This window comes from Rhizobium mongolense USDA 1844, from assembly GCF_000419765.1.
GTDB classification, from domain to species: domain Bacteria; phylum Pseudomonadota; class Alphaproteobacteria; order Rhizobiales; family Rhizobiaceae; genus Rhizobium; species Rhizobium mongolense.
Genome location: NZ_ATTQ01000001.1, coordinates 512,058 through 535,679, shown reverse-complemented (window position 1 = coordinate 535,679; position 23,622 = coordinate 512,058). Strand labels below are relative to the sequence as shown.

At 60.7% G+C, this 23,622-nt stretch carries 23 protein-coding genes and 2 pseudogenes; 6 read left to right on the top strand and 19 right to left on the bottom strand.

The genetic code is table 11. The features are described 5' to 3' along the window. Positions 1–17: 17 nt before the first annotated feature. The 7 genes from A3C3_RS0102930 to A3C3_RS0102900 all read right to left on the bottom strand — a co-directional run bounded on the left by A3C3_RS0102930 (position 18) and on the right by A3C3_RS0102900 (position 6,343). Positions 18–299: a hypothetical protein gene (locus A3C3_RS0102930; RefSeq protein ID WP_022713123.1), complete on the bottom strand. Its 282-nt coding sequence runs from the start codon at positions 297–299 to the stop codon at positions 18–20. 63 nt (positions 300–362) lie between these two features. Continuing rightward, on the bottom strand, positions 363–734 hold the full coding sequence (locus tag A3C3_RS0102925; protein WP_022713122.1) for a DUF6984 family protein: 372 nt from the start codon (positions 732–734) through the stop codon (positions 363–365). 228 nt (positions 735–962) lie between these two features. Continuing rightward, the gene (locus A3C3_RS37615) at positions 963–1,682 is read right to left on the bottom strand and encodes a winged helix-turn-helix domain-containing protein (RefSeq protein ID WP_022713121.1); all 720 of its coding nucleotides are present in this window, start codon (positions 1,680–1,682) and stop codon (positions 963–965) included. Positions 1,683–1,696: 14 nt separating this feature from the next. After that, positions 1,697–2,473 carry an SDR family NAD(P)-dependent oxidoreductase gene (locus A3C3_RS0102915; RefSeq protein WP_022713120.1) on the bottom strand — a complete coding sequence of 259 codons (777 nt, stop codon included), beginning with the start codon at positions 2,471–2,473 and terminating at the stop codon, positions 1,697–1,699. Continuing rightward, complete coding sequence (locus A3C3_RS0102910) at positions 2,470–4,185, bottom strand: acetolactate synthase catalytic subunit (RefSeq protein WP_028739355.1); 1,716 nt, start codon at positions 4,183–4,185, stop codon at positions 2,470–2,472. The genes A3C3_RS0102915 and A3C3_RS0102910 overlap by 4 nt, the downstream gene beginning before the upstream one ends. Next, on the bottom strand, positions 4,182–5,543 hold the full coding sequence (locus A3C3_RS0102905; RefSeq protein ID WP_022713118.1) for an aspartate aminotransferase family protein: 1,362 nt from the start codon (positions 5,541–5,543) through the stop codon (positions 4,182–4,184). Before A3C3_RS0102905 ends, A3C3_RS0102910 begins: the two co-directional genes overlap by 4 nt. Before the next feature lie 89 nt (positions 5,544–5,632). Next, a complete protein-coding gene (locus A3C3_RS0102900) occupies positions 5,633–6,343 on the bottom strand; it encodes a GntR family transcriptional regulator (protein WP_022713117.1) in 711 nt (236 codons plus the stop codon). 215 nt (positions 6,344–6,558) lie between these two features. Here A3C3_RS0102900 and A3C3_RS43145 point away from each other — a divergent pair. From A3C3_RS43145 to A3C3_RS0102875, 4 genes and pseudogenes are all read left to right on the top strand, one after another. Beyond that, positions 6,559–7,655: pseudogene (locus A3C3_RS43145) on the top strand (ABC transporter ATP-binding protein). Positions 7,656–7,663: 8 nt separating this feature from the next. After that, positions 7,664–8,569, top strand: coding sequence for an ABC transporter permease (locus A3C3_RS0102885; RefSeq protein WP_028739354.1), 906 nt, complete (start codon positions 7,664–7,666; stop codon positions 8,567–8,569). A gap of 100 nt (positions 8,570–8,669) precedes the next feature. Then, entirely contained in the window at positions 8,670–9,389 is a 720-nt protein-coding gene (locus A3C3_RS0102880) for an ABC transporter permease (protein WP_051154428.1), read from the top strand. Between the two features lie 43 nt (positions 9,390–9,432). Beyond that, a complete protein-coding gene (locus A3C3_RS0102875; RefSeq protein ID WP_022713112.1) occupies positions 9,433–10,476 on the top strand; it encodes an extracellular solute-binding protein in 1,044 nt (347 codons plus the stop codon). 34 nt (positions 10,477–10,510) lie between these two features. Here the strand turns inward: A3C3_RS0102875 and A3C3_RS0102870 are convergent, their stop codons facing one another. Together A3C3_RS0102870 and A3C3_RS0102865 are read right to left on the bottom strand one after the other, a co-directional pair. Next, the gene (locus A3C3_RS0102870) at positions 10,511–11,752 is read right to left on the bottom strand and encodes an 8-amino-7-oxononanoate synthase family protein (RefSeq protein WP_022713111.1); all 1,242 of its coding nucleotides are present in this window, start codon (positions 11,750–11,752) and stop codon (positions 10,511–10,513) included. 120 nt (positions 11,753–11,872) lie between these two features. Continuing rightward, a complete protein-coding gene (locus A3C3_RS0102865; RefSeq protein WP_022713110.1) occupies positions 11,873–12,562 on the bottom strand; it encodes a winged helix-turn-helix transcriptional regulator in 690 nt (229 codons plus the stop codon). A 302-nt stretch (positions 12,563–12,864) separates the two neighbouring features. On the opposite strand from A3C3_RS0102865, the gene A3C3_RS37610 reads away from it, so the two are divergent. Continuing rightward, positions 12,865–13,080 (top strand): hypothetical protein, encoded by a 216-nt coding sequence (locus A3C3_RS37610; protein WP_022713109.1) that lies wholly within the window; start codon positions 12,865–12,867, stop codon positions 13,078–13,080. A 303-nt stretch (positions 13,081–13,383) separates the two neighbouring features. On the opposite strand, the pseudogene A3C3_RS41125 reads toward A3C3_RS37610, so the two are convergent. The 10 genes and pseudogenes from A3C3_RS41125 to A3C3_RS0102810 all read right to left on the bottom strand — a co-directional run bounded on the left by A3C3_RS41125 (position 13,384) and on the right by A3C3_RS0102810 (position 22,703). Beyond that, positions 13,384–14,138, bottom strand: a pseudogene (locus A3C3_RS41125) (SDR family NAD(P)-dependent oxidoreductase). Between the two features lie 16 nt (positions 14,139–14,154). Continuing rightward, the gene (locus A3C3_RS0102850; protein ID WP_022713108.1) at positions 14,155–14,913 is read right to left on the bottom strand and encodes an SDR family NAD(P)-dependent oxidoreductase; all 759 of its coding nucleotides are present in this window, start codon (positions 14,911–14,913) and stop codon (positions 14,155–14,157) included. Between the two features lie 9 nt (positions 14,914–14,922). Beyond that, a complete protein-coding gene (locus A3C3_RS0102845; RefSeq protein WP_022713107.1) occupies positions 14,923–15,957 on the bottom strand; it encodes a proline racemase family protein in 1,035 nt (344 codons plus the stop codon). Between the two features lie 11 nt (positions 15,958–15,968). Next, the gene (locus tag A3C3_RS0102840) at positions 15,969–17,444 is read right to left on the bottom strand and encodes an aldehyde dehydrogenase family protein (RefSeq protein WP_022713106.1); all 1,476 of its coding nucleotides are present in this window, start codon (positions 17,442–17,444) and stop codon (positions 15,969–15,971) included. A gap of 34 nt (positions 17,445–17,478) precedes the next feature. After that, positions 17,479–18,717: an NAD(P)/FAD-dependent oxidoreductase gene (locus tag A3C3_RS0102835; protein ID WP_028739350.1), complete on the bottom strand. Its 1,239-nt coding sequence runs from the start codon at positions 18,715–18,717 to the stop codon at positions 17,479–17,481. Between the two features lie 53 nt (positions 18,718–18,770). Next, positions 18,771–19,649 carry a dihydrodipicolinate synthase family protein gene (locus tag A3C3_RS0102830; RefSeq protein ID WP_022713104.1) on the bottom strand — a complete coding sequence of 293 codons (879 nt, stop codon included), beginning with the start codon at positions 19,647–19,649 and terminating at the stop codon, positions 18,771–18,773. A 31-nt stretch (positions 19,650–19,680) separates the two neighbouring features. Next, positions 19,681–20,346, bottom strand: coding sequence for an amino acid ABC transporter permease (locus tag A3C3_RS0102825; RefSeq protein WP_033419539.1), 666 nt, complete (start codon positions 20,344–20,346; stop codon positions 19,681–19,683). A 10-nt stretch (positions 20,347–20,356) separates the two neighbouring features. After that, positions 20,357–21,019, bottom strand: coding sequence for an amino acid ABC transporter permease (locus tag A3C3_RS0102820; RefSeq protein WP_022713102.1), 663 nt, complete (start codon positions 21,017–21,019; stop codon positions 20,357–20,359). A 10-nt stretch (positions 21,020–21,029) separates the two neighbouring features. Then, a complete protein-coding gene (locus A3C3_RS0102815) occupies positions 21,030–21,806 on the bottom strand; it encodes an amino acid ABC transporter ATP-binding protein (protein WP_022713101.1) in 777 nt (258 codons plus the stop codon). Between the two features lie 63 nt (positions 21,807–21,869). After that, positions 21,870–22,703: a substrate-binding periplasmic protein gene (locus A3C3_RS0102810; protein WP_028739347.1), complete on the bottom strand. Its 834-nt coding sequence runs from the start codon at positions 22,701–22,703 to the stop codon at positions 21,870–21,872. Positions 22,704–22,900: 197 nt separating this feature from the next. Between A3C3_RS0102810 and A3C3_RS0102805 the strand changes: the two genes are divergently transcribed. Continuing rightward, on the top strand, positions 22,901–23,620 hold the full coding sequence (locus A3C3_RS0102805) for a GntR family transcriptional regulator (protein WP_022713099.1): 720 nt from the start codon (positions 22,901–22,903) through the stop codon (positions 23,618–23,620). The last annotated feature ends 2 nt before the right edge of the window (positions 23,621–23,622 follow it).

Genomic DNA, 23,622 nt, shown 5'->3' with positions numbered 1-23,622 from the left:
TGCTGGGATCGTCGCCATCATTCCGTTACGACCGCGATGCGCTCCTTGCGTTCTACGAGCCGCCAATCCGCACGTTCGTCCGTGAAATTCATGATTTCGAGAAGCAGCGACGTGTCGATTGGTTTCAACCAAACCTTGTAGATCGCCGTCGGGACCTTGATTTTTATTCTATCCCTCACCCGCAGTTCGCGGAGATGCGCCAGGGCAGCTTTGCGCGCATCCTCTTCGGTCGCTTCATATCCGAGGAGCTCGTCGCTTCCGGCATCCAGCTCGAACGCATAAACTGGATCGATTTTCATAATGTGCTCGCCTCCCGTGACGATTTGAGTGATGAAGATGGCAGGACTACAAAAGTTGGCAGACTAAAAAAGATGCAGTTTCGTTAGGTCCATATCGGCAGGAAGAGCGGTAATTGCAGTGCCGTCGTCTTTGTAGACTTCGAGCTCATGCAATTTGCCTTCGACAACGTGAATGAGCAGATGAACAGCTGGTCCGCCGTTTCTGTCGGGTCCATCAAAATAATGTGCTTCGGTTGGAACGCGGGTCTCGACCGGTGCAGCGGGACCAACGACCCGAAATTGCAAGCTTCCCTGACGATCAATCGGACTGACACGGGCCGACAGCAATTGCATCCGCAGCTCATGGCGTCCGGGAAAATCCCGAGACAGAAGCTTTCCAATGATCGATATTTCCGCTTCGGAGAGTGCACGCCAGCTTTCGGTACTGGTCGACATACCACTGGTTCCCGTTCTTCGACGACCGCTCCAAACACCAACCTTGCCATAAAGAAGTCGGAGGCAAATCCCTAAATTCTCGGGGAAAGTGGCACAAAGTTCACGGCGGTGAGAGACGAGAACGACCGAACACCGGCGTCGACGGCGACTACATCTGTGAGCTTGCAGGCGAGCCTCGACCAACTTAAGCCATTGAGTTCCTAGACTTTCTTAGGGTTGACAACGACATTATCGCCTCGCCGCGGCGCTTAGCTCCTCGCCCTTTCTCGTTGAAACAAGCGCATATCCTTCGCCATAGACCGTCTTGATCCGAACGTCATGACAGGCCGACAGAGCCTTTCGAAGGCGAGCGATATGGACATCCACGGTGCGGGCGCCAACGTCGTGCGGCTCTCGCCAGACGGCAGCCAGCAGATCGCCCCGGGAGCAGGTCCTGTTGCCGTGGCGAATGAGTGTCTCAAGGATGCGACCTTCGATGGAGGTTAATGCCAGATGCCTTCCCCTGATCGTGATGTGCTGTGAATTGGACGAAACCGATATATCGGTGGGCAAAGCTGACGGCGAGACTTCACCAAAGGCAGACGGATTACCGGCCGCACGACGTGCGTGCCGGAGAAAGGCAAGCAGGCGTTCGGGGGCAAGCGGTCGCATGATGCCGTCATCAAGCCCGGCCTTGATCATCTGCAGATGCGTGGTTCGCATGTCGCCGGCGATCAACGCGCCAACGGCAAGACCGGCCTGTTTTGACAGGCTGCAAAGGGCGACGATATCGCCGCGCCACGCAACACCATCGAAGATGACGGCAAGCAGCCCGCCTTTCTGCAGACAACATTCGACATCGACGTCACTGTCGGCGAGCTGGCTCGGAAAGCCCTCTACGGACAGGATGTGGTTTAAGAGAAGATAGAGCTCCGGATCCTCTGTGCAGATCAGCACCCGATTTTCCATCGCAGCCCCTCCTCTCAGCTTGGCGTAAACTCGCCGCCATTGACGTCGAGTATCGCGCCATTGACGAAGCCTGCCTCGTCGGACGCGAGAAACACGATGGCGGCCGAGACCTCGTCGGTTGTCCCCAAGCGGCCGGCCGGAATTCGCGTAATTGCCTCACGATTGACATCGCTTGAAGCCGGACCCGTCATCCCGGTCAGAATTCGGCCGGGCGCAACAACATTGGCGGTGATACCGAAGCGTCCGTATTGGGTTACAAGCGAACGTGACAATCCGGCAAGAGCCGCCTTCGAGACCGCATAGGCCGGCCCGGCAATCAATGGTCGCGTCCGGCCAGCGAGCGATCCTACGAAGATGATGCGCCCGAACCGGTGGTTCTGCATATCGGGCAAAACGCACTGGCAGCACAGCATGGCACCTGTCAGATTGATGGAAAGCACGTCATCCCATTCCCCGCGCACAATGGTGCCGACCAGTGACGGGCCATTGTTGCCTTTCGGTGAGACCCCGGCGCAGCAGACCAGGACGGACGGCGCACCAAAGCGAGCACGGATGTCATTGAAGAAGCTCTGAACGGCTTCGGGCTCGCGAAGATCGACCTGCGAGGCGACCGCGCGACCCGCTTCGACGCTCTCGGCAAGACTGGCGCCGGCTTGCTTGACGCTCTCGGCGCTATGCCCGAAGACGCCGACGCGATAGCCGTCCCTCAGGAACCGACGGGCAGTTGCAAGGCCGATGCCAGTGGTCCCGCCGCTGATGACGGCAACCCGCCCCGTCCCGCCGGTGCTCATGCCGCCTCGTCCATTGCGGCAAAAAGTGACAGCGGCGGATGGGCCTCGGGATCGGTCAAGACCTCGATCATCAAGGGTTTGTTGCCGGATAGCCCCGTGCGGATATGTTCGGCAAGCCCGTCGGCGACGCTGACGCGGACGGCCTGGCATCCGCACGCTGCAGCGATTTGGCTGTGATCGACATCGACAAAATGGCAGGCGCTGGTGAAGCGTCCGAACTTTACGGTCTCTGCATCGCGCTGAAACCCCAGGATACCGTTGTTGAGAACGATGATCAGCACGGGGATGTTGCTTCGGACCATTGTCTCGAGCTCCGCCCAGCTGTGGGCAAAACCGCCGTCGCCGACGAGCACGACAACGGGCTTGTCCGGATCGGCAAGCTTTGCGCCCAGCGCAAGCGGCAGTCCCCAACCGAGACCCGCAAGACCGCGCGGCGTCAAAAAACGCATCCCGGCTGAAAGCGACCGGAGCTGTCCTGCAACCCACATTGAGGAGTAGCTCGCGTCTGCGACGACCGTCGTATCCGCTGTCAATTGCGATTGCAGCTCGCGCATGATCCGTTCCGGCCGGATCGGAGTTGCACCTGAATGACTGACCCCTTGCCGTTCGGCGTCAAACATGCCCCAGCAGTTGGCGATGCGTTCGACCAGTTCCGCACGCGCGGCGTGACGTTTCGACAGATCGCGCGTCGCAAGGGCTGCCCGTAACGCGTCAATGGTCTCGGTCGCATCCCCTGCTAGCCTGACGGCTTCATAGGTGCGTCCGATTTCCGAAGGGTCGACGTCGATATGGATGACGGTCGAGGCCGGGTCAATCTGTCGCCAGCTGTCGGTGCCGTTCTGATTGGTTCTCGTTCCGACGAGGAGAACGACATCCGCCTCCTGGACAAGGGCAAGCGTGTGACGACCGAGCGATCTTGGACCGACCAGCGCGCCCAGGACACCAGCCGATAATGGATGATGTTCGTCGACGGCACCCTTGCCCATATTGGTCGTCAATACGGGGAGGCATGCTTCCTCCTGAAGCTTTGCGAGCGACTGAGCGGCGCGGCTCGCATGCACGCCGCCGCCGGCGATGACGACGGGCGCCCGTGCCGCAGCGATCATTGCCGCAGCCCGCGCGATGTCTGTGTCCGCCGGACGGTTGCGGTCAAGCGGCCATCGTCCCAGGCTCACCGACCGGCGCAGCACCGGCGCCTCGATCTCGGCGCGCAGGAGGTCGGCGGGAAGCAGCAGGGCGACGGGCCCTGGCCGCCCCGATACCGCGGCGGTGAACGCGGCGTCGACATAGTCGTCGATGCGTTCGGGAACGATCACCTTCCGCACCCATTTTGTGCAGGACTGGAAGAGCGCCAGATGGTCGAGTTCCTGGAACGCGTTGCGATCCGCCTGATCGCGTTCGACGTCCTGAACGAGGGCAACGATCGGCACGGAGGCCTTCAGGGCTTCGGCGAGCGGCGGAACGAGAAGAGTTGCCGCCGGACCGTTCTGGGCGGCGACGACCCCGACCTTTCCCGAACGCCGCGCATAGCCATCGGCCATCGTGCCGCCCATGTTTTCCTGCCGGTAGGCAACCTGCCGGATGCCGATCGCTTCGGCTGCGAGAATGACGGCGGACGGAAGGCTTTGGGCAAAGATCATTGAAACGTCGTGCCGCTTCAAGCTGAGCGCAATACGCTCTGCGACCGTCAACATGTCAGGGGAATGTGTCATCGGGAGGCCTCGAATTCTTGAGCGGCAGGGGTCGAGAGGAAGTCTGAGAAGGTCGTGACGACCGCATCGGCGTCGTAGGCCGTCATTGCGGTCGACAGGCAGGCGGCGGCGCCGTTCGGCAGCAGGATGCCGCGGTGAAGGAAATAATCGGAAAGCGCGGTGTTGATGTCGTTTTCGGCCTGTGTCGGATAGCCGCTTCGATAGTCGCTGGGCGGCTGCTTCTTCGGATGGATGCGAAACAAGGAGGCGGCGCCGCTGACACTGAAGGGCGCGCCGGTGCGATCGATTGCGTCCTGCAATCCGGACCGGACGTGATCTCCAAGGCGCTCCAGGCCATGGAACGCCTCCTCGGTCATCGCCTCCATCGCAACACGGCCGGCCACCATCGACACGGGGTTTGCCGAAAATGTTCCGCCCTGCGGCAGGAGCGGCTTTCCCTTGTCGTTGGCGAAGACGCTCATGACGTTTGCCCGTCCACCGACAGCGCCTACGGGAAAGCCGCCGCCGATGATCTTGCCGCAGGCAATCAGATCCGGTTCAAGGCCATAGCGGGCCGAGGCGCCGCGGTAGGACTGCCGCAGATTGAGCACTTCATCGGCGACGAGGAGAACGCCATGCTTGCGCGCGGCAGCCTGCAACGCCTCCAGAAAGTCCGCCTTCGGCTCGATCAGCCCCGCACGGCTGGGCATGGGATCGATCAGGACGCAGGCCGTTCTTGCGCCAAGGTCTGCCATCCGGTGTTCGACGCCCTCGACATCATTGAAGCGAATGACGGCAACATCGTCGGCGACCGACGGGGGCGTCCCGCGATAGGCGGGAATCGCATTGGGTTTCGACCCGTCCCCCCAACGCGTCGGTGAACTCGACTGACCGGCCTCGGCCCAGTCATAGGCGCCATGATAGGCGCCCTCGACGCGGACGATGCCGGTCCGGGCCGTATAGGCACGCGCCGCCTTGATCGCAAACATCACGGCTTCCGTCCCGCTGTTGACGAAGCGAACGTGTTCGATCGCCGGAATGCGCTCGGCGAGGAGTTCGGCAAGGGCGATTTCGTGTTCCGTCGGATTGGAAAAGCAGGTTCCGCGGTGAAGGAGGTCGGCAACGGCGTCGGCGACCGGCAGGAAACCGTGGCCGTGGATCAAGGTCGTAAAATTATTGTTGAGATCCAAGAACCGGTTGCCGTCGACGTCGAGCACGTAAGCCCCTTCGCCGCGGGCAATGTAGAGCGGCACCGGTTGACGCTCGACGGTCACCCGCGTCACGCCCGAGGGAAAGATCTTCCGCCCTCTGTTGAAAAAATGATGGGACCGGGCGCGCGACAGTGGCCGGTCCCCGGAAATGTCACGTGTATGAAGCATCTTCTTCCTCCGGGACGCACCCTGCGTCCGAACATTGCAATTATGTTACAACAAAAATCACAATGCCGAAGAAGTTGCAACAAAAAAGATCAACCGGACGGTGCGGCGCGATGTCCGACGCGCGACATGGCCGCTTTCTTGAGGCGCCTGTAGCCGTCGCGAATGTCATTTTCCATGGCCGCTCGCACGAAAGACGCTTCACCCTCGGCCAGCGCCTCGATGGCGACCATGTGGTTGTGGACGCCGTATCGCTGCTCGGCAAATTCCGGATAGAGATCGTGGAAGGATGATCCGACACGCAGCCATAAAGCTTCGATCGTCGACAGAAGATGCGGCATGCCACAAAGACGATAGATGGTAAAATGGAACTCTTTATTGACGTGAAGCGCATCGCGGTAGCGCTTCTCGTCGAGGGAAAGGCTAATTTTCTCCTGTAGTTTCAATAGAGTTTCGACGGTTTCGCCGGTTGCGTTGGCGGCACCTTTTTCGGCCGCAAGCCCTTCGAGGGCGAGCCGCATCTGTGTCACCTCATAAAGCCCCGCAAGATCGAGATAGGGCACGATGACGGTCTTCGGACCCGACATCACCAAGGCGCCTTCGAAGACCAGTCGATTGATCGCCTCGCGCGCCGGCGTAGATCCGACGCCCAAAGTCTCGGCGACAGTGCGGATCGGCAGCTTTTTGCCGGGGCTGTAAGCGCCTCGGGTGAGCTGATCCTTGAGCGATTCATAGACATAATCGCTGAGCCGCCCCTGGTGTCCTTCCGAACCAGAAGCACCCGCAGTTGTACTTTCGTCCATTTTTTCTCCCCCTGGCATTGACATGGCGCTTTTTTGTTGCAACAAAACACATATTACAGGAATATTACGATTTAATGTAACAGCATAACGAGATTGTGAACATCCGCAACGTCAGGGCGGAGATTGCGGCTTGGGAGGGAAGAACCCGCCGCCGGAGCGGCAAAGCCATCTCTTCAGACCGTACGGACGGCTCAAATTCTGTAGGAGGAGTAAACTTGATCGGTGCCCCCATATTCATCGACGGCGCATGTAAGCAGTATGGCGCCCATACCGCGGTTGGAAGCGTGACGCTTGAGGTCGAAGCTGGAGAATTCGTTTCGATCCTTGGGCCCTCTGGCTCGGGAAAGACGACGCTTCTGACCATGGTAGCCGGCTTTGAGACGCCAAGCGCCGGGCGCATCGTCATCGGCGGGCGGGACGTCACGCAGCTCGCGCCTAACCGGCGCGACATCGGCATGGTGTTCCAGCGCTACGCGCTCTTTCCGCACATGACTGTAGCCGAAAACATCGCTTTTCCGCTGAAGATGCGCCACCTGCCGCGAAACGAACGGGAACACAAGGTGGCCGAGACGCTCGAACTCGTGCAGCTCGGTGACCTTGCTGGCCGCTATCCCCATCAACTGTCAGGCGGCCAGCAGCAGCGCGTCGCGGTTGCCCGTGCCATTGTCTTCGAGCCACCGGTGCTCCTCATGGACGAGCCGCTCGGCGCGCTCGACAAGAAGCTGCGAGAGGCCATGCAATTGGAGATCAAGCAGCTTCAGCAACGCCTTGGCGCGACGGTGATCTATGTCACGCACGATCAGGAGGAGGCGCTCACCATGTCGGATCGGGTCGCGGTCATGGCTGCCGGCGAGATTGTCCAAGTGGGAAGCCCTGCAACGCTTTACCGGCAGCCGCAAACCGCATTCGTTGCCGATTTCATCGGCCGAATGAGCTTTGCCGAGGGGATCTATCTTGGCCTTCATGAGGGTTCCCATGCGGTAAGGCTTGGCGAGACCGTTGTGCTGCAGGCAAGCAGCGTCAACGGCACGATCCGTCCAGGCGCGCGGCTGAAGCTTGCCATGCGCCCGGAAAAGCTGTGCCTGACGGAACGCGGCAAAGGCGGAAGGAACGTCATTCCCGGAACGCTTGAAGCGAGTGTGTTTACCGGAGCCTGCGACCTGCATCTGGTGCGCGCCGAGACCGATGGCCGTCCGCTTATCCAGATCCAGACGTCCGACGATAGAAGACCGGTCGTCTCAATGCCGGTGCGCGGGTCGACATCGTGGCAGACCGCGACAGTCTGCATGTGTTCGAAAGGCAAGGGTCGTGAGCATGGACATGTCGGCCGCACCAACAGCTGGACGCCTCTTCAGACCGGCGCTGCGCCTTCGAGCAGCGACACCGGCTGGGCGCTACGGGCCAACATTGACACTCGTTCTCCTGATGCCGTTGATGGTCCTGTTTTCGATCGGCTTCCTCTATCCGATTGCGTGTCTCGTGATCATGAGCTTCGGCGACGCCGCTCCGGATCTCGAGCAATACCGGCGCATCTTTGCGACACCGCTTTACCTCGGCGTCTTGTCGCGCACGATCTCGACTGCCGCTATCGTCACGCTGCTTGCCCTGATGTTCGGCTATCCAGTCGCTCTGGCGATGTCCAAAGCGCGGGGCCGCCTGGCGCTCGTCATTGCCGCGGCGGTTCTCGTTCCATTGTGGACGTCGGTGCTCGTGCGCTCCTATGCCTGGATCGTACTCTTGCAGCGCAGCGGCCTGGTCAACGCCTTTCTGGTCGAGAGCGGTTTCATCGCCGCACCGCTGAAATTGCTTTATACCGACGGCGCGGTCATCCTGGCCATGACGCATGTATTGATGCCGTTCATGATCCTGCCCATCGCCAATGCGTTGCGCTCGATCTCCCCTGACTATGCGCTCGCGGCCCGCAGTCTTGGCGCCGGTGCGCTTGCGACTTTCCTGCGCGTCGTCCTGCCGCTCTCGCTGCCGGGCGTGTTTGCCGGCTGCGTCATGTGTTTCATCCTGGCGATCGGCTTCTACATCACTCCAGCACTCGTCGGCGGACCGGAAGCCATGACCATGGCGACCCTCATTGCCCAGCAGACGACGGTCGTTCTCGACTGGCCGTTTGCAGCAGCTCTTTCGAGCGTCCTGCTCCTGGTAACGCTGCTCTTTGTCCTCGTCTTCCGCCGCGCACTTTCGATCAGCAAAGGAATAAACAGTGTCGCCTGATCAATCTGTCGCAGCAAGAACCATTGGCCATCCGCTCCGCACGACAATCGTTCGGCTCGCGGGCGGTGTCGGAATCGGCGCCATCCTGTTCTTCCTGCTGATGCCGACGCTTCTCATCGTTCCAATGTCGCTCAACGGAACGGCCTATATCGAGTTGCCGCCCCGCGGGCTGACGCTGCAATGGTACTTCGATTATCTCGCCGATCCGGACTGGCGGGCAGCCACCATCTTCAGTCTGAAGATTGCGCTTTCGACCGCTGTCGCAGCCACTGCGACAGGCACGCTGGCGTCGCTTGCGATCGTGCGCGGGAGCCTGCCCGGCCGGGACGCTCTGAAGGCGTTGGCGATGGCCCCGATGATCGTTCCCCATGTTGTCTTCGGCGTCGCGCTTTATCTCGTCTTCTCGCCGGTCGGGCTGACCGGCAACTTCAGCGGCTTTCTGATTGCCCATTGCGTCCTGTCGATCCCCTATGTGGTGATTACCGTCAGCGCAGCACTCGAACGTTTCGATCCGGCGCTCGAGCGTGCGGCGCTCAGCTGCGGCGCTTCGCGAACTCGGGCATTTTTCAGCGTGGTCCTGCCGAACATCGCGCCTGCCGTGGCAGTGGCCGCCGTCTTCGCCTTCCTCGCCTCCTTCGACGAGGCGACGGTCGCCTTCTTCATCTCGGATACGGGAGGCAAGACGATCAGCCGGAAGATGTTCGAAGACATCGATTTCAACCTGACGCCCGTCATAGCCGCGGTCTCGACCGTCATGGTCGCAATCTCGCTTTTGTTGATGGGCTCGGTCGAACTCCTGAAGGGCCGCCGGGAGGAGTAGGCGGTCGAACTTTCATCACGTGAGGAAAGACATGAAGAGGTCAATGACATTTATCGCCGCCTGCATGGCTGCCCTGCAGTTCGCCGTTGTTTCGCCGGCAGTTGCCGAGGAGCGCGTTGTCGTGGCAACGACGGGTGGCTCTTATGACGCTGCGTTGAGGAAGTTCTGGTTCGATCCGTTCACCGCGAGCACCGGGATCAAGGTCGTTTCGGTGGCTGCGACCAATGCCGAGATGCGCGCCAAGGCAACGGCCATGGTCAAAACCGGCAATGTGACCTGGGATCTTTATCCCGATGGAGAAATCCAGGCGGATTCCGACAATCACAAGGCGACATCGGAAGACCTCGCTGTGTTCTGCGAGGCGTTCAAGGATCGGCCGGACCTCGTTGAGGACGCCTGCACAGGTGCCGGTGCCAGGCTTTTTTCGACGGCAACGTTGATGGCCTATAAATCCGACGCGTTCCCCGATGGAACGCCGACGACATGGGCGGACATGTGGGACACGAAACGCTTTGCGGGCGGGCGGGCCTTTCCGAATTTCGACGATCCCTGGCGCGTTATGGCGGCTGCCCTGCTTGCCGACGGTGTAACGCGGGAGAGGCTCTTCCCGCTCGATATCGATCGAGCGCTCGCCAAGCTCGAGACCATTCGCGGCGACATCTCCGTCTGGTGGAAGACGGGCGACCAGAGTGTCCAGGGCTTCCGCAACGGCGACTACAGCATCGGCCAGATCTGGCTGACGCGAGCCAATGCGTTGAAGGCCGAGGGTCGCGCCATCGGCTGGTCCAATCAAGCGTCCTTCCTGGTCGGCGATCGTCTGACCGTCATCAAGGGAGCGCCGAATAAGGAAAATGCCCTGAAGCTGATCGCCTTCTGGCTGAACAGCCCGGACGCGCAGGCGCACGTCTGCGAGGAGCTACTGTGCACGCCGCCAAGCAGCAAGGCGATCACGGCGATGTCGCCGGCGGCCCGTGCAGCGCTTCCGAGCGAGGAAGACATCCGGGACCATATCGTCATCCCGGACGCCGCATGGATCAACGCCAATGCCGCCTTGCTGCTGGAGCGCTGGAACGCCTGGATACGGTGAAGATGTGTCGGGTCGAAAGATCCGGCTTGCTTCCCTACAGCTCCAGTGCCATGTCGATTGCCAGGGCAAGCGCCCTGATCTCATCGACAGTATGATCGGCGGTCGGGCAGACGCGCAGGCCGGCCCGCCCGGAAGCAACTGTCGGAAAGAAGATGGCCGACACATAGCTGCCCGCGACCAGAACACGTCTTGCGGCGTTGATCGCAGCCAATTCATCGCCGATGAGAACGGTGCGGATCGGGAGTGTCGATCCGGACTGGGCGGTCGGCACCAGTTCGTCGAAGAGTGCGATGTTTGCTGCAAGCCTCTGCTGCCGCTGCCCGAGCTCATCCGTGCGATGGAGCCTCTGAGAGGCCATGGCAGCCCCGATTGCGGCAACATTGATCGAAGCCGAAAAGGCATGGGCAATGGCGAAACGGCGAAAGATCTCCTCCTGTGGCGCCGTACCGAGCATCAGGACGCCGCCAGAAGCTCCGAAGCCCTTGCCGAGAGAGGCTGCAATGATTGTCCGGTCGCCAAGGCCACCTGGCATCTGCGAACGGGCAAAACCCGCGCCCTTCTCGCCGAAGATCGAAACGCCATGGGCATCGTCGATATAAAGGAACAATCCATAGCGCCGCTGGAGTTCCAGAAGCTCGGCGATGGGCGCATTGCCACCCATCGAATAGACGCCGTCGCAGACATAGGCGACGCATGGGTGTGCCTCGCAGATCTCTTCGAGCGCGGCAAGGTCGTTATGAGCGATCGTGCGGACATCTGTCTCTTCGGCGACGACCGGTTTGTTAAAGGCGAGCGTTGCATGGGCAAGACGATCGAAAACCATGACGGGCTTCACACCCTCTGTCAGCGCGCCCGAGGCGATCAGTGGCAATGCACTCATGTTGGCGGCAAGCACCGTCGTGTATGTAATGATACGCGCACCGAACAGATCCGATAGGGCTTCCTCGAGGGTGCCGAGCGCGGCAAAATTCAGTCGCGTTCGCGCGCAGGACCAGTGAAGGGTCCCGTAGTCCAGGACTGCTGCCATCGCACCGGCCGCGATCACCGGATGGTTGTCGAGCCCGAGATAGGAACACCGCACGAAATCGGTGACAATTCTCGTCTTGCCTTTTGCCGATCGTATCTCGGCCTTTCGCCCTGCGAGCGGCCTCGCATAGAGCGCCATAAGGCCCTTCGAATGTGCCGCGGTAAAATGCGGCGCCGAGGTATGGATGAGACTCGCGGTGTTGCGATGCCGCGTGGGCATCAGCGCATTGTGCTGTTGTTCGTTCTGCATGGGACCCTCCCAGCGCGCTTCTGATCCCTTAAGCGTAAGGAGGAGCCCCACCTTCATACAACGAAGCCAGCCCGAATTTTTCCTTAAGATTCTGTGACGATCCGAAAGGCTTGGATACGTTCATTCCTTCGTTTCGACAGCATATCCCTCGCCGCGAACGGTCCGGATGACCTCGCGGCCGAGAGCCTCGTGCAAGGAGCGGCGCAATCTCGCCACATGCACGTCGACGGTTCGCGGGTCCACGAAATTCGCCTTTGGCCAGACTGCCTCGATCAATTCGGGCCGACCAAACACCCGCCCGGGTGTGCTCATCAAAGTGCTGAGTATCCGGAATTCGATCGGGCTGAGGCCTACCGGCTTGCCGTTTGCAAGCGCGCGTCTTGCTCCGGCATCGAGCCGAAGATCGTCTGGACCGGAAATGGCGGCGCGACCGGCAGCGTCATTGGGGCCTGCTTTAAGACGGCCATGAAGGTAAGATAGCAGCCATTCTGGCTTCATCGGGCGGATGAAACTCTCATCGACCTCAGCCTTGAGGATATCGATATAGGGAACTCCTTCGGCAACGAGCGCGACGAGAAGCACGTCTGTTGAATGACCTGACGTCTTCAGCCGGTCGGTAATATCTGAAAGGATGGAGGACGCCGGCTGGCAGTCGATCAGCAGCACTTCGATCTTTTTCTCGGTGATCAATGCCAGTGCTGCCTCGGATCCATCGGCCAGAACTGTCGAATAGCCTGCGGCCAAGAGAACGTGGGACAGCATGAGGTAGTAGTCCGCATCCGTCGATAGGATTGCGATACGGGGTGTCATTTGGTCCCTCGCGGACGTCCTGCGATGAAAAGCCATTTTTGATGTTACATCATATAGGGACGACAGGGGCAAAACCACCTCCAATAGGCGTATAAACGAGATTCTGGTCCAGTAAACACGTTTTACGTGATTCATAAAGGCTTGATCTTCTGTTTATGTTACAACATAATGTGAGCCGCGTTACTTGAACGCAAGCACTCGTAGCTGATTGCCAAGGACGGCACGTGATCGTGGCCCGCAGGGATTGACGTCCGGCAATCGTCTTTCGATCAACCCGCGCCGGACGGTGACGGGACGAGTGGATGCGTGACAAGATTCTGAAGCAACAACGTTGTTTTGAAGCGGCGCTGGGCGCCGGTATTACAATCGAAGCCGCGGCGGCGGCCGCCGCCTCACTCTACGGCGCCTGCGCGAAAACGGCTGTCGCCTGGTGCGCCATCCACGCGCGCAGTGATGGGCGCAGAGGCGATTTCGCCTTCTGGGTCCGGGTGTTTCGCCACCTTGGCGACGACGGCTAACGCCAAGTTCTCCTGGAGGATCGTAGAGAGTGAAAGCCAATTTCCGCAGCGGCATGCGCACCATGACGGGCTGCTTTGACGGAGTGTTCGGGGGAAGGAGCGCAATCGATTGCACGACCGGCGCCGGTCGTCTGGTATCTCGCCGGCTTAAGAAGGGTGGGGCGCTTTGAATGGCCTCGCCTGAGAACCACGATCCCCGCTATCGGAGACCCGCAGCATAACGGCACCGTTGTCCATCGCTCAATATGACGCGTAGCCTCCCCATTCGCATTTTACTCATTGGCGGTAGGGACTGGTATCAACTTATGCCACTGCCTGCGCGCCCGTGATCTCAACCAGAGATCCGCACATGAATGCAGCTTCGTCCGACGCCAGAAACGCGACCAAGGCTGCAACTTCGTCCGGCTTGCCGATGCGGCCGAACGGAACAAGCTCATCGAGATCTGCGATCGTACGTCCGGAACGCTTGACGCTCGCCTCGAGCATCGGTGTATGGATCTCGCCTGGGCAAACGGCGTTCACGCGGACCCTGTCCGGCGCATAGTCGCGTGCGAGGTTCTGCGTGAAGGCGGCAACCGCAGCTTTGGTCGTGTTGTAGGCAATGTGGTTGGGGGCCGGATAAAGGCCCATTGCGAGGCGGTATTGACGATCGCACCGCCCCCGGCCGCGATCATAAGGGGAAGCACGGCGCGGCACAGATGGAACATTGAGTCCAAGTTGACAGCGAAGCTTACGTCCCAGTCTTCGTCCGACAGGGATAGCAGATTGCCTCGTCTGTTGATGCCAGCGTTATTGACCAGGACATCCAGGCGGCCGCGCAGTGCGAACGCCTGCTCGATAAGTCCGAAGCATGCCGCCTTGTTCGAGATGTCCGCGGTCATGGCGGCCGCCCTGCCACCCTCCGCTTCGATGCCGCTCACGACTTCCGCGGCTGCCTCTGTGTTCACATCGGTGACGACGACAAGAGCGCCTTCCGCCGAAAGGCGTCGCGCGATCGCCGAACCAATACCGCCGCCCGCGCCGGTGACGACCGCAACTTTTCCTTCAAACCGCTTCATGACAACGTTCCTGTGTTTATCGAGTGTAGCTTCCGCCATTGACGTCGAGCGTCGCGCCGTTGAGAGAAACCTGTGTTGGCCGCAGAACGAACGCGACCAGTTCGGCCACCTCGGTCGGCAGCGCCATCTCGCCGATCGGAATGTCCGCGACAGCCGAGGCCTTGCCGTGGGCTGCGATAAATTCTTCCGCCATCTCTGTTCTCACCCATCCAGGAGCGATCGCGATCGCCGTTACCCCGTCCGCTCCAAAGCTACGGGCTATGGACTTGGTGAGATTGACGAGAGCGGCCTTCGTGGCGCCGTATGGCATCGCATCCGCCGCGTATCCGCGCTGTCCGGCACGGCTCGCCATATTGACGATGCGACCGCCGCCATTCGCCTTGAAGTGTCGGATGGCCTCCTTGCTTAGATCGGCCGCCGCGAAGAAGTTGATCTGGAACTCCTTCTGCCAGGCCGCTTTCCAGTCCACTTCGGAAGCCTCGATAGAGATCTCGCTGCGAATACCCGCATTGTTTACAAGACCATGCACATGTCCTGCCGCCTCTAGGGAACGCCGCCAAAGCTCGAACGGTCCCTCTGACGTGGACAAATCGGCCTGCGCGATCCACCCTCGCCCGCCGATACCGGCAAGCAGATCCTCGGCGCGCTTCCGGTCGTGGCCGAAGTGGATGATCGGCTTAGCGCCTTCGGCAGCAAGTCTTTCGACGATCGCCGCCCCGATGCCGCCGGACGCCCCCGTGACCAGAATAGTCTGTCCTTCAAGCGATTTGCTCATGCTGTTTCCTCACGTCAACAAGCCGACCTGCGGCCCCCAGGTATCGGAGAGCACAAAGCCCGTCATGAAAGGATCGTTCTCGGACAGACGCAGCTGCGAGCGTCCATAGACATATCCGCGTCCGGTAATGCGAGGAAGGACCGCTTTGCGTCCGCCGATCTCCGTCTCACCGATCGCCTCGGCATGGAACTCACCGCCAATGATCGATCGTGACGTACGGACGTCGCCAACTGCGACCAGGCCGCGGGCGAAAAGCGTCGCCAGATTGGCGGAGCTGCCGGTACCGCAAGGCGAACGGTCCACCCTTCCGGGCTGGAGCGTGGTGCAGGTCCGAACAGCGCCGTCCGGCTCCTTGTCGCGGAACATGACATAGGCGATCTCGTCGACGCCCGGCAGCGTGGGATGCTTGACCCTGACCTGCTCCGCAAGGAGCCGCTTGAGTTCTATACCCGCTTCGGGGAGTTCGCGGGCGTTACCCGGTTCGATCGTCAATCCAATCTGACTGACGTCCACCAGCGCGTAGTAGACGCCGCCGAAGGCGACATCGACCTTGATCGCTCCCCACGGTGCAGTGTCGATCTCGTGGTCGAGCAATTCGGCGAAGCTTGGGACGTTATCGAGGCTGACCGCGACGCAACGACCGTTCTCGCATTGCGCGCGGGCAACGATAAGCCCGGCCGGCGTATCCAGCCGGACCGTGGTTTCCGGCTCCTGTATTGGAACGCGCCCGCTTTCCAGAAGTCCTGTAACAACGCAGATGCAGTTGCTGCCTGACATCGGGTGAGCCCGGTCTGCCTGCAGTACGATAAACCCGGCATCGGCGTCTTTTCGTGTCGGCGCGATCAGCAGGTTGACCGACATCGCTACGTTCGCCCGTGGCTCGAAGGTGATGAAGCGGCGCAGGCTGTCGTCGACCGTGTTAATGTAGTTCATCTTTTCGAGCATCGTCGCGCCGGGAATTTCCGGCGCACCGCTGACGAGCACATGCCCAAGTTCGCCCTGGCAGTGGACGAGAAGCAAGTCGAGGGATCTTTCGAAGCGCACATCGCCACCCCTCATTTGATGTACCAGCCCCACGGCTTGTCGGTGATGTACCTGGTGATCTGCTTGGTCTCGAGGTAGTTTTCCAGCCCCCAGCGGCCGAGCTCGCGGCCGATGCCGGATTCCTTGTATCCGCCCCAGGGCGCTTCCGTGAAGGTCGGTTGCGAGCAGTTGATCCAGACGATCCCGGCCCTGAAGGCCGCGGCCACCCGCTCGACGCGAACATCGTCCTTCGACATGACCGCTGCGGCAAGCCCGAAGCGACTGTCGTTTGCAAGCTTAATCGCCTCTTCCTCAGTCTTGAAGGGCCGGACGCAGACGACCGGTCCGAATATTTCCTCGACCCAGGCGTCGCTGTCGAGCGGCACATCGGTCAGCACCGCCGGGCGCAGATAATAGCCTTTGTCGAAGCCGTCCGGCCGTCTACCACCGCAGGCGACCGTTGCTCCGGCTTTCCGCGCGCCCTCGATCGCTGCGATGACCTGTTCGTACTGACGCTTCGACACCAATGGTCCGAGAAGAACGCCCTCCTCCAGGCCATTGCCGATCTTGATCTTGTTCGTCTCCTCGATCAGGCGCGCCAGTAGCCGATCGTAAATGGCCTCGTGCACGAGGACGCGGGATGTCGCCGAGCAGACCTGGCCCTGATTCCAGAAGATACCGAACATGACCCATTCGACCGCCTCGTCGATATCGGCGTCTTCAAACACCACGAACGGCGACTTGCCCCCGAGCTCGAGGCTGACCCGCTTGATGTCGCGGGCCGCCGCGGCCATGATCTTGGAGCCGACCGGACCGGACCCCGTGAAAGCCAGCTTGTCGACTTGTTGGTGATCGATGATCGCCTGACCCGCCACTGATCCCGCACCGGTGACGATGTTCAGGACACCGGCAGGCAATCCCGCCTCGTCGGCGACAGCGGCAAGCTCAAGCGCAGTGAGCGACGTCAATTCCGCTGGCTTTAGGACGACCGTGCACCCTGCCGCAAGGGCCGGTGCGACCTTCCAGGCCGCCATGAGCAACGGATAGTTCCAAGGAATGATCGCACCGGCAACGCCGATGGGCTCTTTTACCGCTTTGGAGATGAAGCGATCGTCGGAAAGAACGATCGTCTCCTGCGGATTGTTGTCGAGCTGCTCGGCAAGTCCTGCATAGAAGTCGAAGCAACCGGCAGCGTCGGCGATGTCCCAATCAGCCTCCGGAAACGGCTTGCCGTTGTCCAGCACCTCCAGCCGGGCGATCTCAGACTGGCGCGCGCGAATGCCATTTGCGATAGCGCGTAGGTACTTCGCGCGCTGAGCGCCCGAGAGCTTCGGCCAGCCATCCTTGTCAAAGGCGCGACGAGCGGCTTTGACGGCGACATCGACGTCTTCCGCCGTTGCGGCGCCTATCGTCTGGATAGTCTCCTCGGTTGCAGGATTGATCACCTCGCAGGTTCCGCCCTTGATCGGCTTAACCCATTGTCCGTCGATGTATAGTTCGCTGCGCATATTCACTCCCTTTCGGCTTGCGCCGACACCGCACTTAGAAGCGGTCGACGCGATAGGGTTTCATGTCCACGGGCGGTTCGATGCCCGTTATGAGATCAGCCATCAGGCGGCCTGTCGTAGCCGCATATGTGAGGCCGAGATGTCCGTGGCCGGTCGCGTACCACACGTTGCGGCGCTTGGCGGATTGGCCCATGACCGGGACGGTGTCAGGCAGCGCCGGGCGATGCCCCATCCACTGCGTCGCCTGCCGGGCCTTTAGATCCGGCAACGCCTCCTGAGCCCTCTTCACCAGGACCTTCGCGCGCCGGTAGTCCGGCGGCGCGTCGAGACCGGCCATCTCGATCGTGCCGCCGACCCGGATGCCGCCCGCCGTCGGTGTGACCATGAAGGCGCGCGCCGGCCAGATGATCGAATGACGCATCGAGATGCCGGGCTCCATGATCTGGGTGTGGTAGCCGCGTTCGGTTTCGAGGGGGATATGTTCCCGCAGCAGCGCGGAAAGCCGGGCGGTGAAGGCGCCGGCCGCAAGCACCACCCTGTCTGCCGCAAGGCTGCGCCCGTCCGCCAGCCGAAGCGCGGCAACCCCTTCCTCACGGTGCTCGAAACCGGAGACGTCGCCCTCCTCGATACGCCCGCCCAATCCCTGGAACTTCTCCGATAGCGCGACGACGAGCTTATATGGATCGGCGAGCGAACGGTTGTCCGGGAAAAGGACGGCCCTGCCGATCTTGGTCGTTAACGCAGGCTCCAGGTCTCGGATAGCGTTCGTGCCGAGCACCTCGTGGCGCAAATCGAAACGTTCCAGGACCTCGAGGTGCTCCCGGTCGGCTCGGAACTCGGCCTCGTCTGTATACAGGCTAAGGCAGCCCTCGGCGCTCAGCATATGCGCAAGGCCGGTCTCCTTCAGGAGCGCATTGAGGTCTTCGAGAGCACGGCCGCAAAGGACGGCGCCTGCAGCTTCCAGTTCCCTGAGTTTCGAGGGCCGGCTTGCAGCAATGAACCGCAGAAACCATGGCGCCAGCTTCGGCAGGTATCCGGGACGGATGCGCACCGGGCCCTCCGGGTCGAGCAGCCATTTCGGCATTTGCGCCCAGATGCCGGGACGCGAGGCCGGCATGAACTCCGTCACCGCTATGCTTGCCATATTTCCATAGGATGCGCCCATGCCGGGTGCATCCTTGTCTAGCAGTATGACGGCATCGCCACGACGCTGAAGTTCATAGGCGATTGCGATGCCGATAATTCCGGCACCAACGACCACAGTGGATGTCACGAAGACCTCGTAAATTCGAAATTTGCCGGGGCGGCCCGGCCGCCCGTAGCCATTCACCAGTTGAGGATCGGCTGCATGGCCGCCCTGAAATCGGCCTTTTCCTCAAACGCGAGCTCGCCGAGCGGAGCGCGGCAGACACCAACCGGCGTGCCCTGGAGCTCGCAGCCATATTTGATCTTCTGGACGAACTTGCCGCTTTCCAGAATGTTCATGGCGCGGTAGAGGACCGTCATCTTTTCACGCGCCTTTGCGAGCTCGCCGGAACGGAATGTGCGGTCGAGATCGACGCAGGCCTTTGCCATGCAGTTGGCCGGTCCGCAGATCCAGGAGTCGGCGCCCCAGAACATGAAATCGAGGGCGATATCGTCCGAACCCGAGACGAGGTCGATACGGCCTTTGTAACGGGCGTGGATATCCACGGCACGTTGCAGGACGCCCGAACTTTCCTTGATGCCGATGACCCGCGGATCGTCGGCGAGCGCATCCATGAGCTCGAAGGAAATCTCGATGCCGTCCTTCGGCGGGTAGTTGTACATGATGAGGTTGACATCGGTGGCATCGAGAACGGCCCGGTAATGCGCCAGCAGTTCCTCCTGGGTTGGCCGCGTGTAGAATGGGGTCGCCAGCAGGACCGTATTGTATCCGATCTCCTTGGCGCGCAGGGTGTTCTCGATGACCTCGCGGGTCGCCGGCGCGTTGGTACCGGCGATCAGGATTTCATCCTTATTGGCGAAGTCCTTCACGAACCTCAGGACCTCATCGCGCTCCGCGTTCGAAAGGGAGAAGTATTCGCCTGTCGATCCCATCGGCACCCAGCCGGTGACGCCCGCGGCCCTGAGCGCGGTCAGGTGCTTTTCGAACGCCTTGAAATCGATCTTGTTGTTCGCGTCGAACGGAGTAATGAGCGCGGGCATGACGCCAGAGAGTTTCATGGAATGTCTCCTGTCTTGGGATTTGATTTCTTTAGATCGCGAGTTTCTTGAGGATCCGCCCCTCGATGACGGAGACCGCCCGCGTCAGCGGAAAGGCGATCACGAAGTAGATCAGGGCGACGACCGTCAGCACCTCGACGGGCCTTGCCGTGTTGTTCGAGATGTTTTGACCAACGAACATGAGATCGGCCATGCCGACGGCAGACACCAATGCGCTTTCCTTGAACAGGCTGATGCAGTTCGAAAGCAGCGTCGGGATCGCGCGCAGTACGGCTTGAGGCAGCACGACGTTGGTCACCTGGATATTCCACGGCAGACCGAGCGCGATACAGGCATCCAACTGCTCGGGACCGATCGACTTGAGACTGGCCCGGAAGGTCTCGCTGGTGATCGCGCCCATATAAAGGGTTAGCGCGATCACGCCCGATGTCAGATTCGAGAGTTCGACACCGAGGATGAGTGGCAGGCAGAAGAATATCCAGAATAGCTGGATCAGGACCGGCGTGCCGCGAAAGAATTCGACATAAATGCTTGAGACCGCACGCAGAGTTACACTGCGGGACGTCCGGGCAAGTCCGACGAGAAAGCCCAGTGCGCAGCCGAGCACGACGCAGATCACCGTCAGCTTGATCGTCATCCAGAGGCCGAGCAGCAGAGCGTTCTGGAAACGAAGTAGGATCGAAAAATCGAGCTCCATGATCTGCCTCCTAACTGACGAGCAATTGGCGTCGACGTTCAAGAAAGCCGACGATCTGGGTTATCGGGAACGAGACTGCGAAATAGATCAGCGCGACCACGGTGAAGGTCTCGATGGGCCGGTAGGTTTCAGTCGCTAGCGACTTGCCCTGGTACATGAGATCCTGCAGGGCGACGATCGCCACCAAGGCGCTCTGCTGAAAGATGCCGATACCATTGGTCAGGAGGACCGGGATCGACGCACGGAACGCGGTGGGAAGGACGATATAGAGAACGCGTTGGAGCGGGTTGAGGCCGAGCGCGATCCCGGCGTCGAGCTGTTCGCGCGGAACCGCCTGGATGGATGCCCGATAGGCCTCGGCGTTAAACGCCGTGAGATTCAACCCCAATGCCAATATCCCCATCGTCATCGGGTCGAGAAAGACGTCAAACAGCATCGGCACGCAGTAGAAAATCCAGACGATCTGGACGATGGCCGGCGTGCAGCGGAAGAACTCCACGAACAGCATGAACGGCAGCCGCACGATCTTGATGGGGCTCATGATGAGGAGTGCCAGCACGAAGCCGAAGACGATGCCTATGGCATTCGCCGCGACCGTCAACTCCAGCGATACCCACAGCCCCTGTAGCAGCGGCGCGAAGGAAATTGCGTTGAAATCGAAGGTATAGTTCACGATCCCCTCCCTACTGCTTGATATGGAAGACGCGATCGATGAACTCCTTCGTACGCTCCTCTCGAGGCGCGCCGAGCACCTGTTCGGGAGGGCCGTCCTCGACCACCACACCGCCGGCGCAGAAGATGACGCGAGACGCGATGTTCTTTGCGAACCACATGTCATGCGTGACGATCATCATCGGCATGTTCTGAGCGGCAAGCTGCAGGATGACGTGCTCGACTTCGCTGACAAGTTCAGGATCCAGCGCAGATGTCACCTCGTCGAACAGCATCAGCTTTGGATCCAGCATGAGCGCTCGGGCGATGGCAACGCGCTGCTTTTGTCCGCCGGAGAGCTGGGCCGGATAGGCTTTCGCTTTCGCGCCGAGGCCGAATCGATCGAGAAGAGCCTCAGCGCGTGCTTCGGCCTTCGCCTTCGGCTCTCCTCGAACCTTGCAAGGGGCGAGAACGAGGTTCTGCAGGACGTTCAGGTGCGGGAACAGTGTATAATGCTGAAAGACCATCCCGATCGACCGGCGGACCTCGGTGTCGATCAGGGTCTTCCGGTCGGCGGCCTCCGACGAGATGTAGGAGTTGCCCTCGAAGCTGATCGACCCGCTGTCGATCTTCTCGAGACCCATCATCACCCGAAGAAGCGTGCTCTTGCCGCCGCCGCTGGGGCCGATGACGACGACGCGTTCGCCGGGCTTCATTTCGATGTCGATGCCTTTGAGCACCTGGATAGGACCGTAGCTCTTATGGAGCTTCTGCATTTTCACGAGGGGAAGGCTGAGAGACATGGTCATGGCCGAGCTCGGTTCGTAGCAGCGAAAGGAGGCGTCGACGACAAAGCGCCGACGCCAGCGGCTTTACTTCGCGCCCTTGAGGACTTCGTCGACGGCCTTGCGGATCAACTCGTCCACATGACCGGTGGCGACCTTCTCTTCCAGGAAGATATTGACGACTTCGACGTCTGCGGCCGAAAGATTGTGCGGCAGGCCGAATGCCACGCCCTGCTTGGCAAGAGCGGGCGTCGGGTTCAATGCTACCGCCCAGTCTGGATTGGATTGCGTAAAGAGCTGGTTGGTGTCGGAGGCGTCGACCAGGATGTCCGCGCGCTTGGAGGTCACCGCCAGGCGGGTCTCGTCGTTGCCGGGAAGGCGCAAGACCGTGGCATTCTTCACCGCCGCCGAGATCGCCTTGTCCTGGGCTGTGCCGGACATCACCGCGATCGTCACGCCGCCCTTGTCAATATCTGCAACGGCAGCGGCACTCGCCGGAATTTTGGGGTTATTCTTGTTGTAGGCGAGCGAGATCTGATACTCCATCGCCGGGATCGAGAACTGTACGGCCATGGCTCGCGCCGGCGTGCGGTTTAGGGCGAGGGACACGTCCCATTTGCCGGCCTGCAGGCCAGCGACGATGTTGTCCCAGGTCGTATCGACGAACTCAGGCTTCACCTTCAATGCGTCGGCGAACTCCTTGCAGAGATCCGCGAAGAAACCGGAGTACTCGCCGGTCGCCGGATCGCGCATGACATAGGGCGGCGCGACTGCTGCGCCGCAACGCAGGACGCCCGCTTTCTGGACTCCTTTCCAGTATCCTTCGGCCGTCTGGGCGTGAGCGGCGGTTACGGAAAGACCTCCCATGAGGGCGAGCGCGGGCAGCGCCCGCAAGGCGGACGTTAACATCTTCGAAAGCATCGGCATTCCTCTTTGCTGTGCGCGAAGCGCGCGGTTCCACTCGTCGGCTTTAGCCGTTTCTGTGATTTTTCTGTCGGCTACATGTCGACTGGCTAATAACTGTCAACAGCGTGTCGACAAAGTCAAGCGGAAAAATTACGTTGCCGACACGCTGTTTTTCTGGCCCAATGCTGCCGCGTCGAGAGAAAGGGACCTAAGTGTCTGAAGAATCGGAAGTGAAACGAACCCGGGGTACCGGCTGGAAAAACGTCTACGAGACGCTCCGCAATGAGATCCTGGCCCTCACTCTGGCGCCCGGCCAGCTTCTCGATGAGATGACGCTGGCAGAACGTTTCGACATGTCCCGCTCCCCGGTGCGTGAGGCGCTGATCCGACTTGGCGCGGACGAACTGGTCGTGACGCTTTCCAACCGCAGCACGATCGTTGCTCCGATCGAGATCGCGACGTTCCCCAAATACGTGGAGGCGCTCGACATCGCGCAGCGCATGAATACGCGCCTGGCCGCCGCTCTGCGGACGGACACCGACCTGAAGATCATCGCCAAGCGCCAAAAACAGTTCGAGGCGGCAGTCAAGACCGGCAATCATCTGGCCATGTCGGAAGCCAACAAGGAATTCCATATGGCAATCGCCCATGCAGGCAAGAACCAGTACCTGGCCTCGTTCTACGAAAAGCTGCTGTCGCAGGGCCAGCGCATGCTCCATCTGCATTTCGAATATCTGGAGCGGACCCACGAGGGCTATCTTTTGACCGACGAGCATACGCTCATGCTCGACGCCATCCGGGACAAGAACGTGGACCTGGCCGATGAGCTCGCCCACGCCCATACGCGCCAGTTCCAGGACAATTTCATCAACTTCATGCGCGAGAACTACACGACGGACGTGGCGCTGGGCCGGCTGCGAGCTGCGGAGTGATC